Source organism: Streptomyces sp. NBC_01268, assembly GCF_036240795.1.
In the GTDB taxonomy this organism is placed as follows: Bacteria; Actinomycetota; Actinomycetes; order Streptomycetales; family Streptomycetaceae; genus Streptomyces.
In genome coordinates, this window is sequence record NZ_CP108454.1 from 7073526 (window position 1) to 7091226 (window position 17701).

Consider the following 17701-nt stretch of genomic DNA (forward strand, 5'->3'; position numbering starts at 1 on the left):
ATGACGAACAACTCCGTAGGAAACGCGGGACGTCTGCTCTGGGCCGCTCTCCGTGCCCTGCTCGTCCTGACCGTGGTGACGGGCGTGCTCTACCCCCTCGCCGTCACCGGCGTCGCCCAACTCGCCTTCCCCGGAAAGGCGAACGGTTCTGAGATCAAGGACGCGAGCGGGAAGGTCGTCGGCTCCGAGCTCATCGGCCAGACCTACAACCTCCCGCTGAAGGACGGTGAGGAGACCGCGAGCCCGGACCTCAAGTGGTTCCAGCCGCGCCCCTCCAACGGCCTCGGCGCCAACAGCGTCAACCCCCAGTACAAGATCATCCTCTCCGGCGCGACCAACCGCTCCGGCGACAACGAGGACCTGATCAATTGGGTGACGGACGCGAAGGCCGCCGTCGTGAAGGACAACTCGACGGCCGACTTCAAGGTGAAGCCGTCCGACGTCCCCGCCGACGCCGTCACGTCCTCCGGCTCGGGTCTGGACCCGCACGTCTCTCCGGAGTACGCGAAGCTCCAGGTCCACCGGGTCGCCGAGCTGAACCACCTGGACGTCGCCGCCGTCGAGAAGTTGGTCGCCGACCACACCGACGACCGCATCCTCGGTTTCATCGGCGAGCCCCGTGTCAACGTCCTCCAGCTCAACATCGCGCTGAAGACGCTTGTGGCGGCCAAGGGCTGATGGCCTTACGCCCGACGCAAGGGAGCCGGCAGTCCGGGAACGTCCCGGCTGCCGGCTCCCGACGCGCATCCGACGCCATGCTCAAACGAAAGGCAGTACGCCGATGACCCGGGTCCTGGTCGTCGAGGACGACGCGCAGCTCGCGCGCGCTCTGACGATCAACCTCAAAGCACGCAAGTACGACGTGGACGCGGCCCACGACGCCGCCGCCGCGCTCCGGCTCGCGGCCACCGAGCCACCGGACGTGATCCTCCTGGATCTCGGGTTGCCCGACATGGACGGCATCGACCTCATCCGGGCGCTGCGAGGCTGGAACCGGGCCCCGGTGCTCGTGCTCTCCGCCCGCAGCGGGTCCGAGGACAAGATCCGGGCCCTCGATGCGGGTGCGGACGACTACATGACCAAGCCCTTCAGCATGGACGAACTGCTCGCCCGGCTGAGGGCGGCTACCCGCCGGATCGAGGAGTCGCCCGCGCAGGCGCGGCCGAGTACCGGAGCGGCGGCCGCGCTGGTCACGACCGACGAGTTCACGGTCGATCTCGTGGCGAAGAAGGTACGCCGCGGTGACCGCGACGTCCGGCTCACCCCGACGGAGTGGCACCTGCTGGAGATCCTCATCTGTAACCCCGGCGTCCTCGTCAGCCAGCAGCGCCTCCTCAAGGAGGTGTGGGGGCCGAGCTACAGCAGCAAGACCAACTATTTGAGGGTCTACATGGCGCAGCTGCGTCGCAAACTGGAGGCGGACCCGTCACACCCCCGCTATCTGATCACCGAGCCCGGCATGGGATACCGCTTCGAGGCGTGACGTCCCGCCCGCTCGGCCACACGCTCTGTCCGACATCGACGAGAAACGAAACCATGGGACGCGGAAAACTCCGTATCTACCTCGGCGCGGCACCGGGCGTCGGCAAGACGTACTCGATGCTCTCGGAGGCCCACCGGCGGGTCGAGCGCGGCACCGACTGCGTCGTCGCCTTCGTCGAGCACCACCACAGGCCGCGCACGGAGGTGATGCTGCACGGCCTGGAGACGATGCCGCGTACGGAGATCGCCTACCGGGACACGGTGTTCACCGAGATGGACGTGGACGCGGTGCTGGCCAGGAAGCCCGCCGTCGCGCTCGTGGACGAGCTGGCCCACACCAACATCCCCGGCTCCCGCAACGCCAAGCGCTGGCAGGACGTCGAGGAGCTGCTCGCCGCCGGCATCGACGTGATCTCCACGGTCAACATCCAGCACCTGGAGTCCCTCGGCGACGTCGTCGAGTCGATCACGGGGGTGCGGCAGCGGGAGACCGTCCCCGACGAGGTGGTACGCCGCGCCGACCAGATAGAACTGGTCGACATGTCGCCCCAGGCGCTGCGGCGGCGGATGGCGCACGGCAACGTCTACAAGCCGGACAAGGTCGACGCGGCCCTGTCCAACTACTTCCGCCCCGGCAACCTCACCGCCCTGCGCGAACTGGCGCTGCTGTGGACCGCCGACCGGGTCGACGAATACCTCCAGGAGTACCGCACCGAACACCGGGTCTCGAAGATCTGGGGCTCCCGCGAGCGGATCGTCGTCGGTCTCACCGGAGGACCCGAGGGCCGCACCCTCATCCGCCGCGCCGCCCGACTGGCCGAGAAGGGCGCCGGAGGCGAGGTCCTCGCCGTCTACATCGCGCGCAGCGACGGACTCACCTCTGCCTCGCCGAAGGAACTGGCCGTCCAGCGGACCCTCGTCGAGGACCTGGGCGGCACGTTCCACCACGTCATCGGCGACGACATCTCCACCGGACTCCTGGAGTTCGCGCGTGGGGTCAACGCCACCCAGATCGTCCTGGGCGTCAGCCGCCGCCGCTCCTGGCAGTACGCCTTCAGCCCCGGTGTCAGCGCCACGGTCGCCCGCGAGTCGGGGCCCGACCTCGACGTCCACATCGTCACCCACGACGAGGCGGCGAAGGGCCGCGGCCTGCCCGTGGCGCGTCGCGCGAAGCTGGGACGGTCCCGCACGATCTGGGGCTGGCTCGTCGGCCTCGCAGGACCGGTGCTCCTCACCCTGCTGCTCAGCAGCACCCTCCCGGACGTAGGCCTCGCCAACGACGTCCTGCTCTTCCTCACCCTCACGGTCGCCGCGGCACTCCTCGGCGGCCTCAGGCCCGCCCTCGCCTCCGCAGCTGTCGGATCGCTGCTGCTCAACTACTACTTCACCCCTCCGATACACGAACTCACCATCGCCGACCCGAAGAACGTGGTCGCTCTGGTGATCTTCGTGGGCGTGGCGATCTCCGTCGCTTCCGTGGTCGACCTGGCCGCCCGCCGCACTCACCAGGCCGCCCGCCTGCGTGCGGAGGCGGAGACGCTCTCCTTCCTCGCCGGCAGCGTGCTGCGCGGCGAGACCGGCCTGGACGCGCTGCTCGAACGGCTCCGGGAGACCTTCGCCATGGAGTCCGTCGCGCTCCTGGAGCGCCGCCACGACACCGAGCCGTGGACGTGTGTCGCGGTCGTCGGCCCCGGCCGCCCGGTCGGCCGGCCCGAGGACGCGGACGTCGACATACCGGTCGGCGACCACCTGGCCCTCGCCCTGACGGGGCGGGTCCTGCCGGGCGAGGACCGGCGTGTGCTCGGCGCGTTCGCCGCCCAGGCGGCGGTCGTGCTCGACCGGCAGCGTCTCGTCGACGAGGCGGAGGAGGCCCGCCGGCTCGCCGAGGGCAACAAGATCCGCACCTCGCTGCTCGCCGCCGTCAGCCACGACCTGCGCACCCCGCTCGCCGGCATCAAGGCCTCGGTCTCCTCGCTGCGGGCGGAGGACGTCGAGTGGTCGGAGGAGGACCGGGCCGACCTGCTCGCGAACGTGGAGGAGGGCGCCGACCGGCTCGACCACCTCGTCGGCAACCTGCTGGACGTCTCCCGCCTGGAGACCGGCACCGTCACCGCCGTCCTGCGGCAGACCGACCTCGACGAGGTCGTTCCGATGGCACTCGTCGGCGTGCCCGACGACAGTGTCGAGCTCGACATCCCCGAGACCCTGCCCATGGTCGTCGTCGACCGCGGCCTGCTCGAACGGGCCGTCGCCAACGTCGTCGAGAACGCGGTGAAGTACAGCCCTGACGGAGCACCGGTCCTCGTCGCAGCCAGCGCGATCGCCGACCGCGTCGAACTCCGGGTCGTCGACCGCGGCCCGGGCGTGCCCGACGAGGCCAAGGACCGCATCTTCGGCGCCTTCCAACGCCACGGCGACGCCCCGCGCGGCGCGGGAGTCGGCCTCGGCCTCGCCGTCGCCCGCGGCTTCGTCGAAGCCATGGGCGGCACGGTCACGGCCGAGGACACCCCGGGCGGCGGCCTGACCATGACCATCAGCCTCCGCAGGGAGGACGGCACCCCGCCCTTCCACCCCGACGCGACGACCGAGACGACCTGACCGCTCGGAACCGTACGGCCGGATGATCAGTCATCCATCAGGGTGCCGGCAGGGCACCGAGGACGCGGACGAAGGGGGGAGTGCTGGTGAGCGAGACGGAGCACTCGCGAACGAAGGCGCGCATGACCGGGGTCAAGGCACTCGCCGCCGCTCTGGCGGTGGCGGCGGCCGCCGGCGCGGTCTGGTTCGGACTCGGCGGCGGCGAGGCGTCCGGCGACGACCTGGGGGACAGCTGCCGGGGGTCGCTGGCGGTCGAGGAGGCCCGGACGTTCTTCGCCGGTGCCGACCTGGAAGCGCGCGGGCACACCGGTGAATGGGTCGGACACGACACGGAGTGGTGCTCGGTCACGGCGCGCGGACAGGACTCGGCGCCCACCCTGCGGCTGCAGATCCGCCCGGTCGCCGCACACCGGGCCAGCGGTGCGGCGGAGGAGGCCTCGGCGACGCCCATCGGATACGGGTGGAACGGTTCGTTCGTCGGCCGGAGCCGGCCTGAGGCGGCGGTGCTCGTCGACTGCGAGGCGCTGCCCGGCAAGGGCCTCCTCGTTCTGACCGAGGCCACGGCGAAGGCCGAGGACCTGACGAAGGAGCAGGTCGGCCAAGTCGCCCGGCTCGCCACGGAGACGGCCCGGAAGGCCGCCGATCGCTTCCACTGCGAGGGAGCGCTCGGCACACGTCCGTCCGGGGTGGACCTGAGCGAATGGCGCGAGGTACCGCCCGCCCGCGCGACGGGGACCTGCCGGAACGTGCTCACCGCAGCGACCGCGACCCGGCTGGGCGTCACGGCAATCTCCGAGAAGCCGGCCGGCCGCGCGCTGACCGAGGCCTGCGCGCTGAAGCGCGGGGCGAAGACGCTCGCCGAGCTGACCGCCTACTACGGCGCCTCCGCCGAGCAGGAGATGTATCTCGACGGCCGCTACCCCGGCAGCGTCAAGGGCGCCAGCACGCGCGCCCTCACCTGCAAGGGAGCCCTCGGGACCGCGTACGTCAAGCTGGTCGGTCCGTCCGGCGGCCACGGCGGGCCGGGGGAGCTCCGGCCCGCCGACGTCCAGGAGCTGCTGGGCAGCTTCGCAGCCGCGTCGACGGCCCGCCACGGCTGCCCCGCGTGAGCCGGTACGAGGAACGGGCGTTCAGGCGTCCGAGCCCGGGCGTTTCCCCCCGGGGGCATCTGCCGCGCAGGGGCGGACCCGGCCCTGTCGGAACCGGCCACCGCCGGACCGTAGGTCGGTAGGTCCGTCGGCCGTCGATCAGGAGGCGTCCGCCGGGGCGGACCGATCGGTCGCGGTGGCCGTCTGGGTTTCCGGCGTCTCCGGTGTCGGTGTCGGTGTCGGTGTCGGCGTCGGAGCGGCGTCGAGGTTGCGGGCCGCCCGGTCGAAGTAGCGGAGCAGTTCCACCGGGAAAGGCATCACAAGCGTGGAGTTCTTCTCCGCGGCCACCTCGACGACGGTCTGCAGCAGCCGCAGCTGCATCGCCTCCGGCGTGTCGGCCATGATCCGCGACGCGTTGGCGAGCTGCTGGGCCGCCTGGAACTCGCCGTCCGCGGTGATCACGCGGGCCCGCCGCTCGCGCTCGGCCTCCGCCTGCCGGGACATCGACCGCTTCAGCGACTCCGGCAGCTGTACGTCCTTGATCTCGACCCGGTCGATGTGGATGCCCCAGCCGGCCGCCGGGCTGTCGATCATCAAGGCGAGCCCTTCGTGCAGTCGCTCCCGGTCGGACAGGAGGTCGTCCAGGTCGCTCTTGCCGATGATCGAGCGCAGCGATGACTGCGCGACCTGGCCGACGGCGAAGGCGTAGTCCTGCACCTCGATCGTGGCACGGGCGGGGTCGGTGACCCGGTAGTAGACGACCGCGTCGACCTTGACCGAGACGTTGTCCCGGGTGATGCCCTCCTGTGTCGGGATCGGCAGGGTCGCGACCTGCACGTTGACCTTCCGCATGCGGTCCGCGACGGGGATCAGGAAGGTGATGCCGGGCTGTCGATGGCCGGGCAGAGCCTTGCCGAAGCGGAACACGACGCCCCGCTCGACCTCATTGATCACCCGCATCCCGCTGCGCAACAGCAACAGAAGGAAGACGACCACGACGACCACTCCGACAACCGCGCTCTCCATGGGAACGCCTCCTTCGTGAAACCGGTTCGACACTGGTCAGGACGGCCGAGCGGGACCCGCGGATGCGCCTCCGGCGTCAGGAACACGTCAAACTCGCGGGCCTGCGCGGGTGTCGGAGTGTGACGGGGGCCGGGCGCGCATGATGGAGGGAGAGCGTGTGGGTGTGGCGTATCGGTAGGAGCCCCCGATGGCGCGAGGACGATTGCGGATCTACCTCGGGGCCGCCCCGGGGGTGGGGAAGACGTACGCCATGCTCGAGGAAGGGCAGCGGAGGTCGACTCGGGTGGTCGGGGCGGCGGAGTCGCCGAGCGAGCGCAACCCATGGCTCCTCGGCTCTGCGGCGTGCAGCTCGGAGGCCAGAGCCTGCATGTGGGCGTGCATGCCGTTGCGAAGGTCGACCTGGGGCTTCCACTCCAGGACCTCCTGGGCGCGGCCCCGGTTGGCACGGGTGGTGAGGACGTCGCCGCTGCGAGGGCGCTCCTGTTGAACCTGGACCTCGAGTCCGGTGAGGCTGCGCGCAATGCTGATCACTTCGAGAAGGGAGGCGCCCGAACCGCCGCCCACGTTGATCACGCCCTGCGCCGTCGGGAACGTGGCCGCGGCAATGGTGGCCGAGACCGCGGCGTCGACGTACGTGAAGTCCCGGCGCTGGTGACCGTCACCGTACAGACGGAGCGGTTGACCGGTAAGGGCCGCCGTGAGGGCACGGTGGGTGAACATGTCCGGCCGCTGCCGGGGGCCGTAGACGGTGAAGTACCGCAGGGCGACGACGCTGGTCGGGCAGTGGGGCCTGTGTGGAGTGCGCGAGGCAGAGCTGCTCCTCGGCGAGCTTGGTGACCGCGTACGGGGACGCCGGCTGGGGCCTGTCGGTCTCCACGCTCGCACCGCCGTCCGTGGCGCCGTAGACGCTGGAGGACGAAGCCACCACGAGTCTGGGCACGCCCATGCGGGCGACGGCGTCCATGACGCGATGGGTTGCGAGGATGTTCGAGGCGACGTAGTCGCTGAACTTCGGTCCCCAGGAAGGGCGTACCCCAGGGATACCGGCCAGGTGGAAGACGGCGTTCGCTTCCACGAGAAGCGGCTCGATCGCACAGCTGAGGAGGTCGGCGGTGACGTGCATGTATCCCGGGATCCCCTGCAGAGCGGCGAGGTTGGCGGCGGCCGTGGGGTCGGTCGCCGGGTCGCGCCGGTCGACGCCGATGACGATGGCGCCGGCCTGGACGAGGGCGCGCGCGAGGTGGGAGCCGATGAAGCCGGCGGCGCCGGTCACGACGGCCCGACGCGGGACGGTGGTGGTCAGGTGGGCGGGCGAGTTCCGTGACACGGGAATCTCCAGAAGGTGGCGAAGGGATACGTTCAGGAGAGGCGGGCCAGCACGGTGCGGCCGTGGGCGCTGAGGGCGGGGTCGTCCTGCTCGTATCCACGCACCAGGGCGGTGACGGCTTCGATCGCGCCGAAGGACTCCAGCAGCCGCTGTTCGGTGTCGTTCAGCGGCTGTCCGTACCCGGCGAAGAACGCCGTGCGGAGGTTGGGCGCTGCCTGCCAGCGGCGGAACTCGAGCCGGGCAAGTCGCGGATGCGGGCGTCGCGGCGCATGTGCTCGAAGTCGCACAGCCCGAAGGCGTCACCGACGAGCCAGTTCCGCGGTTGGTAGTCGAGGTGGCATGCCGCGCTGTCCATGGGTGTGTTCGCCAGGTCGTCGGCGCTGTGGCTCAGGCCGTTGCGTTCGACCGCGGAGATGAGGCCGGCCCGGTCCGCACGGGCGATCCAGTCGCGCAGTCGCTGGGCGAGTTCCGTGCCGACGGCTCCGCTGGGCGGCACCGAGTTGGCGCGGCAGCGCATCGTCCACCTCCTCGCCAGGATCAGGAGCCACTCCGCCTGACCCACCTGTACGGCGGCACGCACCCGCCGGACGCGGGCGACGCCACCCGACCGGGCAAAGCGGCACGGGTTCGCGTCAACTCCCTCCCGACAAGGGTTGATCTGAGCCGGTCTGCCCTATGTTCTAGGGGCCCACCGCGGTTCAGGTCCACGGTTCGCCCAGGAGGTCCGATTGCAGCCCAGACGCGTCCACGCCCGTGCCCGAGCGTTGCGCCGCTCCCATGTGCTCATCGCCTTCGGCCTCGGCTCGCTGCTCGTCGGGGCCACGCCCTGGCTCGGCGTCGCCAGCCCGGGACCCGGCGCACACGGTCCGACCCCGCCGCCGACGCCCTTCACCCAGCGGACCGCGCAGCAGTCGCCGCACCACGGCGTGGCCCCCGCGAACGCCATGGAGCCGATGGCTCCCGTCCTCGACCGGACCGGATGGACGGCCACGGCGAGCGACGAGGAGACCGCCAAGGAGAACGGGCGCGCGGCCAACGTCCTCGACGGCAAGACGGCCACCCTCTGGCACAGCAGGTGGTCCGGGACCCCGGCCCCGCTGCCCCACGTCATCACCATCGACATGCACCGCACGACGGTGGTCTCGGCGCTCCTCTACCAGCCCCGCACCGACAACAAGGCCAACGGGCGCGTCGGTGAGTACAGCATCAGCGTGAGCACCGACGGCCGCGCCTGGGGCAGTCCGGTCGCCACCGGCACCCTCGCGGACGACGCGAGCACCAAGACCCTCGGATTCGCCCCGCAGGGCGCCCGGTTCGTCCGGCTCACCGCCGTCACCGAGGCCGGCAAGCGCGGCCCGTGGACCTCCGCCGCGGAACTCAACCTGCTCGGCGACCCCGGAACCCCGGCGGCCACCGTCGACCTGCCCAGGACCGGATGGACGGCCACGGCGAGCGACGAGGAGACCGCCAAGGAGAACGGGCGCGCGGCCAACGTCCTCGACGGCGACGCCGCCACCCTCTGGCACAGCAGGTGGTCCGGGACCCCGGCCCCGCTGCCGCACAGCATCACCATCGACACCCACCGCACGACGGCCGTCTCCGCCCTGGTCTACCAGCCCCGCAAGGACAGCCCCAACGGGCGAGCGGGCACCTACACCGTCACCACCAGCACCGATGGCACCACCTTCGGCGCAGCGGTCGCCTCGGGCACCTGGCGCGACGACGACACCGTCAAGACCGCCACGTTCACCCGCACCGTCAACGCCCGCTACGTACGCCTGACCGTGACCCGCGAGGCCGGCAACCGCGGGCCCTGGGCCTCCGCCGCCGAGATGCGCCTGAGCGGACCGGCCAACCCGGCCGCCCACGGCTCCTGGAGCCGGATCACCGGTTTCCCCCTGGTGCCGGTGGCCACCGCCGTCCTGCCCGGCGACAAGCTCCTGGCCTGGTCGGCGTACGCGATCGACCGCTTCGGCGGCAGCAACGGCTACACCCAGACCGCGATCCTGGACCTGAAGACGGGCAAGGTCACCCAGCGCCGCATCGACAACACCGGCCACGACATGTTCTGCCCGGGCATAGCGATGCTCGCCGACGGCCGGGTCCTGGTCACCGGCGGCAGCAACGCCGACAAGGCGAGCATCTACGACCCGGCCACCGACAGCTGGTCCTCGACGACCAGCATGAACATCGCCCGCGGCTACCAGGCCATGACCCTGCTCTCCACCGGCGAGGCCTTCGTCCTCGGCGGATCCTGGAGCGGAACCGCGGGTGACAAGGCCGGCGAGGTCTGGTCCCCGGACACCCGCACCTGGCGCAGACTGCCCGGCGTCTCCGCGGTCCCGGCGATGACCGCCGACCCCGCCGGCGCCTACCGCGCCGACAACCACATGTGGCTGTACGCCACCTCGGGCGGCAAGGTGCTCCAGCTCGGCCCGAGCAAGCAGATGAACTGGATCACGACCTCCGGGAACGGCACCCTGACCCCCGCCGGCACCAGGGCCGACAGCCCGGACGCCATGACCGGCAACGCCGTCGCGTACGACATCGGCAAGCTGCTCACCCTGGGCGGCTCGCCCGGGTACCAGAGCACGCCCGCCACCCGGCGCGCGTACACCGTGAGCGTCGACGGCACGCAGGTGCGGGCCGCGCGCACGGGCGACATGGACCACGCCCGCGCCTTCGGCAACAGCGTCGTCCTGCCCGACGGCAAGGTCGCCGTGTTCGGCGGGCAGGCGTTCCCCGTGCCGTTCAGCGACGCCACGTCCGTGCTGACCCCCGAGCTGTGGGACCCGGCGACCGGACGCTTCACCCCGCTCGCCAGCATGGCGATCCCGCGCAACTACCACAGCGTGGCCAACCTGCTGCCCGACGGCCGGATCTTCTCCGGCGGCGGCGGCCTGTGCGGCGACTGCGCCACCAACCACTCCGACGGCGCCGTGTTCACGCCGCCGTACCTGCTCAACGCGGACGGTTCGGCCAAGGCGCGTCCCGTCATCACCGGCGGCGTGCCGCCCCGGGTCGCCGCCGGCAGCTCGCTCACCGTCGGCACCGAAGGGTCGGTGGCCTCCTTCGTCCTGGTACGGGCCGCGGCCGCGACCCACTCCACGGACAACGACCAGCGGCGGGTCCCGCTGGTGTCCACGGCCACGGGATCCGGCACGCACACGGTGTCCATCCCGGCCGACAAGGGCGTGGTCCTGCCGGGCACCTACATGCTCTTCGCCCTGGACGGCCACGGGGTGCCGAGCGTCGCCCGCCTCGTCACCGTCTTCTGACGGTACGGCGTCGGCGTCCGCCCCCGGCCGGGTCACCCCGCCGGGGGCGGACGCCGACGCCGGGCCCGGCCGACCGGGCCGCGTGGGCCTCCACGCTCCCCGAGAGGGGGCGAAGGGCTCCGAGGCAGCCGTCCGCATCCGGTAGGAGTCGCCGGTGTCCACCCATCCGTCCCTGCCCGGCGACCGCCCTGGAAGGCCGCACCGATGTGCTGCCGCGCGGAACCCGGGCGCATCGGCTACGAGGCGTGGCATGCTCGACTCATGGAGGGCGATTCCGTGACTTCAGGGTCCGGTGCGACCGCGACCCCCGAAGTGCTGGCCTTGGCCAAGGTCGTCTCCCGGTTGCGTGCCGAAGTCGTGGACCTGGAGAACCTGGCCGCGACGACGGCCGTCGTGGAACGGGCCAAAGGCGTGCTGATGGGCCGCGAAGGCGTCACACCGGACGCGGCCTACCAGCTGCTGCTCGATCACGCCGCCCGGCAGCGGCGCACCCTCCTGGAGGAGTGCTGGATCACGCTGGGTCGCACCGGCGGGCACGTGGTGTCACCACCCCCGGAGGCGGCCGACCCGACGGCTCGGGCCGCGCCGCCGGCACCGGAAGCCTCGCCCTTCCGTACGAGCCGCTACGTCGCCGCCGCCGACGGCGGCACCCGCCCGCCCGGGGATCGCGCGCTCCTCGCCGGCCTGGCCCGGGAGCTGGCCCACGTCCGCACCCCGGAGGAGATCGCCCAGCTGCTCCGGACGCTGCTGGCCGACGCCGCGGACGTCGACGCGGTGATGATCTACACCGTCGCCTCGGCCGGCAGCCTGCGCCTGATCGGGCACGCCGGAACCGGGGACGCGCTGGCCGACCAGTGGAGTCACATTCCTCCGCTCAGCGGCATCGCCGGAATGGAGGCCATCGCCGCCGGGCAGCCGGTGTGGCTCGAAGACCCGGAGTCGGACGCCGCCCGGTACCTGCTGATCGGCGATCCGCCCGAGCGGTGGCCCTCGCGCGCCTGGCTGCCCGTCCCCACCGACGGGAACGTGACCGCGGTCGTCGGGTTCTTCCGGGGGCGGCACGGGCCGTTCGACGTCCGGACCAGGGCGCTGCTGCGGCGGGCGGTCAGACTCTGCGGCGGGTCCTTGCGCGAGGACCGGGACCGCTACCGGGACGCCCTGCGGCGAGAGGACGTCGACGCGATCCAGACGGTCCTCGACGCGCTGTCCGGGCCCGCGGCCCTGCTGACGCCCCTGTTCACGGCCGAGGGCGAGGTGGAGGACTTCCGGATCGACGCGGCGGCGCCGGAGTCGCTGGACGTGACCGGACGGCGCGGCAAGGAGCTGGTGGGCCGACGGCTCCTGGAGAACTACCCGACCGTCGCGGGCACCGCGCTCTGGGAGGGGTACCTGGACACGCTGACCACGGGCGAGGTCTACGAGGGCGAGCCCTTCGTCTACGAGGAAGTGACCGCCGGGGTACCGCAGGAGTCCGTGTACTCGGTCCGGGCGTCCCGGCTGGGCGAGCGCCTGGTGGTGTCCTGGATCCGCCACGACGCCGCGGAACGGGAGACCCGTCTGCTGGACGACCTGCAGCGGCTGGGCAACCTCGGCTGGGCCCACTGGGACCTGGTCACCGACTCCATCACCTGGTCCGACCAGGTGTACGCCGTCTTCGACCGCGATCCCGCCCTGGGGCCCATGCGGCTGGAGGAGCTGCCCCGGCACCTCCTGGCGGAGGACCTGCCGCGGATGGGCGCGGCGGTGCAGCGGCTGCTCGGTGAGGGCGTCGCCGTCGACCAGTACTTCCGCATCACCACCGAGCGCGGCGTGCGGCACCTCCGGGTCGTCGCGGAGGCGCAACGCGACGCGGGCGGCAGCCCGGTGGAGGTGCACGGCTTCTTCCAGGACCTGACCGAGCTGCGGGACGCCGAGCTGGCCCTGCGCGAGAGCGAACGCGCCAACCTCGTCCAGCGCGGCATGCTGAAGGCCGAACGCGCGCTCGGCGCGCGGCTCCAGGACACCCTGCTGCCGATCCCCGAGCAGTCGCTGGAGCTGGCCGGTCTGTGCGTCGACGTGGCGTACGTCCCCGTCGACAGCGGACTGAACGTCGGCGGCGACTGGTACTCCGCCATCGAACTCCCCGACAAGAGCGCGCTGTTCGTCGTCGGAGACGTCGCCGGACACGGTCTCGCCGCGGTGGGGACCATGGCGCAGCTTCGGTTCACCACCAAGGGCATGAGCGTGACCGGATCGCCGCTGCCCGACGTGCTCGACCGTCTCAACGCCCTTCTGCTGCACACTGCTTCGGACACGGGCGGCGCCACCGCCACGGCGGTCATGGGGCGCTACGAGCCCTGGACGCACCGCCTGACCTGGGTGAGGGCGGGCCACCTCCCGCCCTTGCTCATCCGCGATGGCGAGGCCCGCTTCCTCCCGCAGCCCGAGGGCACCCTGCTCGGTGCCGCGTCCGACTCGACGTACACGCAGGACGTCATCGAACTGCGGCCCGGCGACCATCTGTTCTTCTACACGGACGGCCTCGTCGAGGAGCCGGGCCAGGACATCGACACCGGCCTCGTCCAACTGGCCGACACGGCCGCCCGGCTCGTGCGGGAGGTCGAGAGCGGCATGCTCGCCAAGACCCTCGCCGACCTGCGCCCGCGGAACCGCGACGACATCTGCGTCCTGGAGATCCGCGTCCCCGAGGAGTGATCCGCCGTGCGCGCGGCCCTCACCCCGGATCGCGCGGGAGGAGCGGACCGAGCGGGCCGAGGTCGAGGTTGAGATCGCCCAGGCTGAAGCCGTGCTGAGCACAGAGTTCGCTCATGCGGTCGTGGAGGGCCAGCAGGGTGGCGCCGAGTTCCTCCTCCTGCTCGTCGGTGAGGTCGCCTTCGTCGACGCGGCGCAGCGCCTGGCGTTCGATGAGCTGCCTGAGGAGCTCGACCACGGTCAGGACCAGTTTGAGCAGATCCTCCTCGACGGTGTCGGCGCCGGTGCGGATCCGTCGCGCGGGTGGCCGCCAGACGGAGTCGGCACGCGCCTTCCCGTCGGGCGGGAGGGCGGGCATGACCCTGAGCACGTCCGCCATCGCCTTGCCGAGGTCGTGCACGTCGGCCCGCTCATCGGCCATCGGGCTCACCGCCGTCCGCTTGCGACGGACGCGGGGACCCCGCGTCCGTGGCGGAGCCGATCGAGCCGACGGAGCCGACCGGGCTGACGGAGCCGACCGGGCTGACCGGACCGAGCGGGCCGACCGAGCTGACCGAGCTGACGAGGGCCCGGAGCGAGATCCGGACGAGGTCGATGTCGGCGATGGACAGGACCACGTCGCCCGTGATGACGACGCCTCCCGCGAGCAGCCGGTCGAGCAGGTCGACGAGTGCGACCTGACGCCCGGGCAGGGCCGGGTCGGCCCGGCCGGGGGTGCTCATGACACCGGCCCGCGGCCCGGGGGCGGGGGTTCGGGTGGCGGCGGGGGAGCGGTGAACGAGTACGGGGCCCAAGGGCCGTTCAGTTCGAGCAGCACTCCGGGAAGGTCGGCTGCTGCGGCCCGGACCGCCGCCCGGAAGGCGCCGGCCGCGGCGTCGGGGACGAGAAAGGCGTCGTTGACGACGTTCTCCCCGGCCCCCGCTGCGGCCTCTGCCCCGGTCTCCGCGAGCGGCCCGCTCTGCGGAGGGTGGGAGACGTGCCGGGCCGAGTGCCGACGGGCGATCGCGGCGACGCGGTCGGCGGCGATCCTCGCCTGCCGGTGGTGGTCCTCGTCGGCGTCGCGCTGAGCCCGGCGGGCCCGCAGGTACGCCCGGCCCGGGCCGGCGGACGGGCCCGTCGCGCCGTCCCTCTCCACGGCGGGTTCCGGAGCCGGGTCCGGAGCCGGAGCCGGGTCCGGGTCCGGGCCGGCGGCTCGCCCACGCACGTAGATCTTCACGCCGTATTCGGTGTGGGCGGCGAGCTGGGCCAGTCGGGCCGCGAACTGCGGGCTCTGCGCGCTCAGGGCCCGCACGGCGCGGGAACGGTCCTGGTAGAGCGTCGCCATGCGGAGGGGGAGGACGGTGGTGCGGGCGGCGAGGGCCTCGATGACGAGGTGGTGGGCGCGCGCGGTGGCCTCCAGCCAACGGAGGTCCTCGAAGCGCTCCGGGAGCACCTCCTCCGCGAACTCGGCCCGGGGAACGTCGCTGACGGCGAAGGCGACGAGGGGCGGCCCGGCGGCGTCGGGGGCGGCGCCGATGAGGGCGACCCGGCAGCCCGCGACTCCGGTCAGCGTGGACAGGACGTCGTCCAGGCCGGGAGCCGGCGGCGTGACGCCGTAGACGTAGGTGAGCGCCGCCGCGGGAGCCGCGTTCATGGTCCGGTCCTCCGCTTCGGGGTGCGGCGCGTCGGACGCACCTCGTCGGCGGGCTCTTCTTCTTCTTCCTCTTCTTCCTCCTCCTCGCCGCCGGCCACGTAGGGGTCCTCGCCGGAGCCTGCCGTGAGCTCGTCATGGCGCAGCCGCGCGATCTCGGTGCGCAGGCGCTCGTTCTCGGCGGCGAGGGAGCGGTCGTGGGGGCGTGAGGAGAGCGACGGGTCGTGCTCCCACCAGTCGATGCCCATCTCCTTGGCCTTGTCCACCGAGGCGATCAGGATGCGCAGCTTGATGGTGAGGAGCTCGATGTCGAGGAGGTTGATGCGGATGTCGCCGGCGATCACGATGCCCTTGTCCAGCACGCGCTCCAGGATGTCCGCGAGGCTGGCGGAGGAACTGGACGGATAGCCGCCCATCGCCGGATCGGTGCCGAACCTGCGGCTGACGGGGTCGCTCACGAACGTTCACCTCCGTCGTACTGCGTCGTGCTCCGTCGTACTGCTTCGAACCGGCGCCGTGGTGCCGTCGGCCTGCCGCTGCCCGTGCCGCGATCGTTCAAGCGCCGCCCGAGCGGTATCGGTCGATCTCCTCCAGGCGGTCGAGCAGCAGGTCTTCCTCCTGCTCGAAGGCCTCCTCGTCGATCTCGCCCGCCACCAGCTGCCGTTCCAGCTCCGCGAGCCGGGCGACGACCGGCGCCGGGTCGTAGTACTCGGCCTCCGCCTGGTCCGCCACCTGCCGGGCGGCCCACAGAGCGGCGCGGACCGGGGCCAGCGGCAGCATGACCAGTTGCCCCAGGAGACCCATCTCTTCCACTCCTTCCGGCCGGGCGGCGAAACTAGGACACGAAGCTGTACGGCGGGAGCGGGCCGCTGAGCCGGAACTCGACGCCGTCGTCGCCGCTCCGGACCCGCTCGTCGAGGGCCTTCGACACCTCTTCGTCGTCCTGGCGCACGAGCAGGGACAGGGCGAGGAAGTCGTCCCCCTGGGCGGGGTGGACGACGTGTTCCCGCCCCAGCGGTGCCAGGGAGCGCATCAGGCCCTCCGCCGCATGGGCACGGCGTCGCTCGACCTCGGCCGCGACCAGGCGCCCCAGTTCCAGCGGCAGCCGTGGATCCGCGGAGCCGCCGACGATCTCGCGATTGAGTCGCCGGGCCTCGGGCAGGTCGTCGAGGATCTCCCGGAGGAGCAGGTCCTGCCCACGGGAAGCCTTCACCTGGTACTCGGCGCAGCCGTCGACCCGGGTCAGGGTCGCCCGGTAGGAGTCCGCGTTCTCGTCGAGCGCCCGCAGCACGGCGGCGTCGTCGGGGGCGGTGTAGCCGAACCTCAGCGGCAGCGGGGTGCCGTCGGACAACAGGCGCTCCTGGACCGCCTGATGGGCGGCCACGTCGCGCCGCTTCGGACGGATCTCCTCGTCGATGTCGCTGACCACGGCACGCAGCCCGTCCGTGGACACGACCCGTACCTCCGCTCCGGTGGATCCGACGCCCGTCAGACCGTCGACCCGGCAGGGGTGGTCGCGCGATGTCACCGCGTAGACGTAGACGGCCATGATCACTCCCTGTCACGCCTGGCCGGGCGCCGCGCGGGCCTCCGGCGCCGGGGAGGCGGCTGCGCCTCCTCGGTCTCGTACTCGGCGTCCTCGGCGTTCTCGGCGTCCTCGTTCTCCTCGGCGTCGTCCTCGCTCTCGTCCTCGGCTTCCTCGGCCCCGCCCGACAGCGACTGCGTGACGGCATCGATCGCGCCGCCGAGCGCGCCCTTGGTCTTGCCCCGACTACCGCCCTCGACCATCTTGCCGACGACGTCGGGGAGCTGGGCGGGAGCGTTCCGGCCCGCTTCCAGGTCCAGGCGGTTGCACGCTTCGGCGAAGCGGAGGTAGGTGTCGACGCTGGCCACCACGACCCGGACATCGATCTTGATCAGTTCGATCCCGACCACGGAGACGCGCACGAAGGCGTCGATGACCAGCCCGCGGTCGAGGATGAGCTCCAGGACGTCGTAGAGGCTGCCGGTCCCTGCCTGGCCGCCGCTTACGGGGCCTCCGCTCGTTCCTTGCGGCATCACCGTCATGGCGTGTCCCTTCACGGCTCGGCAGCCCTCAGCCGCCGTGCCGGTCGATCATGCCCCGGCTGTATCTCCGGATGCGTTCGTAGGAGATCAGGTCGCCGGCCTCGTCCAGCTCGACGCGGTAGCTGCCCATGACGCTGGTGGTGTCGGGGATGCGTTCGAGCTCCACCACCTCCACCACCGCCTCCCAGCCGTCCTCTGTGGGCTTCAGCGACGACACCGCCTCAGGGCGCCTGCCGAGCAGTTCGGAGAGCTGATCGGCGGCGGCCCGCAGTGCGGCGGCCGCGCCGCCCTGGGGCCGACGCGGGCGGCGCCGGCGGCGCTCTGGCTCCGGTCCGGTCATCTGACGCCCTCGTGAATCGGGTTTCCCTTTGACTCACGCATCTCCCCGCGGATGCGCGCTCCATTCCGGATAAGACGAACTTTCTTCTCATATGCCGCATATCTGGAGATGGGTTGAGCAGCCACCACATGAGGCCCCGAGCGTCGGGGGCGGCCTGTGATGTCGACACCGGCC

Annotated in this window: 17 protein-coding genes and 2 pseudogenes; 7 read left to right on the forward strand and 12 right to left on the reverse strand. The window is 72.0% G+C overall.

The genetic code is table 11. The features are described from left to right. From OG309_RS31835 to OG309_RS31850, 4 genes are all read left to right on the forward strand, one after another. On the forward strand, nt 1-678 hold the full coding sequence (locus tag OG309_RS31835) for a potassium-transporting ATPase subunit C (protein WP_329426135.1): 678 nt from the start codon (nt 1-3) through the stop codon (nt 676-678). A gap of 103 nt (nt 679-781) precedes the next feature. After that, nucleotides 782-1483 (forward strand): response regulator, encoded by a 702-nt coding sequence (locus OG309_RS31840; protein ID WP_329426137.1) that lies wholly within the window; start codon nt 782-784, stop codon nt 1481-1483. A gap of 53 nt (nt 1484-1536) precedes the next feature. Further along, on the forward strand, nt 1537-4080 hold the full coding sequence (locus tag OG309_RS31845) for a sensor histidine kinase KdpD (RefSeq protein ID WP_329426138.1): 2544 nt from the start codon (nt 1537-1539) through the stop codon (nt 4078-4080). Nucleotides 4081-4166: 86 nt separating this feature from the next. Then, nucleotides 4167-5189, forward strand: a complete 1023-nt coding sequence (locus OG309_RS31850) for a hypothetical protein (RefSeq protein WP_329426140.1) — start codon at nt 4167-4169, stop codon at nt 5187-5189. Between the two features lie 138 nt (nt 5190-5327). On the opposite strand, the gene OG309_RS31855 is transcribed toward OG309_RS31850, so the two are convergent. Then, complete coding sequence (locus OG309_RS31855) at nt 5328-6194, reverse strand: SPFH domain-containing protein (RefSeq protein ID WP_329426141.1); 867 nt, start codon at nt 6192-6194, stop codon at nt 5328-5330. A gap of 187 nt (nt 6195-6381) precedes the next feature. Between OG309_RS31855 and OG309_RS38180 the strand changes: the two are divergent. Beyond that, nucleotides 6382-6495, forward strand: a pseudogene (locus OG309_RS38180) (hypothetical protein); the annotation flags it as partial. 137 nt (nt 6496-6632) lie between these two features. Here OG309_RS38180 and OG309_RS31865 read toward each other — a convergent pair. The 3 genes and pseudogenes from OG309_RS31865 to OG309_RS31875 form a co-directional block, all read right to left on the reverse strand. Beyond that, nucleotides 6633-6914, reverse strand: a pseudogene (locus OG309_RS31865) (NAD-dependent epimerase/dehydratase family protein); the annotation flags it as partial. Next, nucleotides 6853-7521, reverse strand: a complete 669-nt coding sequence (locus OG309_RS31870; protein ID WP_329426143.1) for an NAD-dependent epimerase/dehydratase family protein — start codon at nt 7519-7521, stop codon at nt 6853-6855. The pseudogene OG309_RS31865 and the gene OG309_RS31870, both read right to left, overlap by 62 nt. A gap of 32 nt (nt 7522-7553) precedes the next feature. Continuing rightward, a complete protein-coding gene (locus OG309_RS31875) occupies nt 7554-7808 on the reverse strand; it encodes a hypothetical protein (RefSeq protein WP_329426144.1) in 255 nt (84 codons plus the stop codon). Nucleotides 7809-8249: 441 nt separating this feature from the next. Between OG309_RS31875 and OG309_RS31880 the strand changes: the two genes are divergently transcribed. Both OG309_RS31880 and OG309_RS31885 read left to right on the forward strand, forming a co-directional pair. Then, nucleotides 8250-10799, forward strand: coding sequence for a discoidin domain-containing protein (locus tag OG309_RS31880; protein WP_329426146.1), 2550 nt, complete (start codon nt 8250-8252; stop codon nt 10797-10799). Between the two features lie 276 nt (nt 10800-11075). After that, the gene (locus OG309_RS31885) at nt 11076-13493 is read left to right on the forward strand and encodes a SpoIIE family protein phosphatase (protein ID WP_329426147.1); all 2418 of its coding nucleotides are present in this window, start codon (nt 11076-11078) and stop codon (nt 13491-13493) included. Nucleotides 13494-13512: 19 nt separating this feature from the next. Here OG309_RS31885 and OG309_RS31890 read toward each other — a convergent pair whose 3' ends face one another. From OG309_RS31890 to OG309_RS31925, 8 genes are all read right to left on the reverse strand, one after another. Then, nucleotides 13513-13911 (reverse strand): gas vesicle protein K, encoded by a 399-nt coding sequence (locus OG309_RS31890; RefSeq protein ID WP_329426148.1) that lies wholly within the window; start codon nt 13909-13911, stop codon nt 13513-13515. Next, on the reverse strand, nt 13901-14212 hold the full coding sequence (locus OG309_RS31895; RefSeq protein ID WP_329426149.1) for a gas vesicle protein: 312 nt from the start codon (nt 14210-14212) through the stop codon (nt 13901-13903). Before OG309_RS31895 ends, OG309_RS31890 begins: the two co-directional genes overlap by 11 nt. Continuing rightward, on the reverse strand, nt 14209-15123 hold the full coding sequence (locus OG309_RS31900; protein WP_329426151.1) for a GvpL/GvpF family gas vesicle protein: 915 nt from the start codon (nt 15121-15123) through the stop codon (nt 14209-14211). Before OG309_RS31900 ends, OG309_RS31895 begins: the two co-directional genes overlap by 4 nt. Continuing rightward, nucleotides 15120-15578: a gas vesicle protein gene (locus OG309_RS31905; protein ID WP_402546591.1), complete on the reverse strand. Its 459-nt coding sequence runs from the start codon at nt 15576-15578 to the stop codon at nt 15120-15122. Before OG309_RS31905 ends, OG309_RS31900 begins: the two co-directional genes overlap by 4 nt. Nucleotides 15579-15675: 97 nt before the next feature. After that, the gene (locus tag OG309_RS31910; protein ID WP_329426153.1) at nt 15676-15924 is read right to left on the reverse strand and encodes a gas vesicle protein GvpG; all 249 of its coding nucleotides are present in this window, start codon (nt 15922-15924) and stop codon (nt 15676-15678) included. 31 nt (nt 15925-15955) lie between these two features. Continuing rightward, on the reverse strand, nt 15956-16669 hold the full coding sequence (locus OG309_RS31915; protein WP_329426154.1) for a GvpL/GvpF family gas vesicle protein: 714 nt from the start codon (nt 16667-16669) through the stop codon (nt 15956-15958). A gap of 2 nt (nt 16670-16671) precedes the next feature. Beyond that, nucleotides 16672-17187 carry a gas vesicle structural protein GvpA gene (locus tag OG309_RS31920; protein WP_329426156.1) on the reverse strand — a complete coding sequence of 172 codons (516 nt, stop codon included), beginning with the start codon at nt 17185-17187 and terminating at the stop codon, nt 16672-16674. 28 nt (nt 17188-17215) lie between these two features. Then, complete coding sequence (locus tag OG309_RS31925) at nt 17216-17527, reverse strand: gas vesicle protein GvpO (RefSeq protein WP_329426158.1); 312 nt, start codon at nt 17525-17527, stop codon at nt 17216-17218. Nucleotides 17528-17701 lie beyond the last annotated feature (174 nt).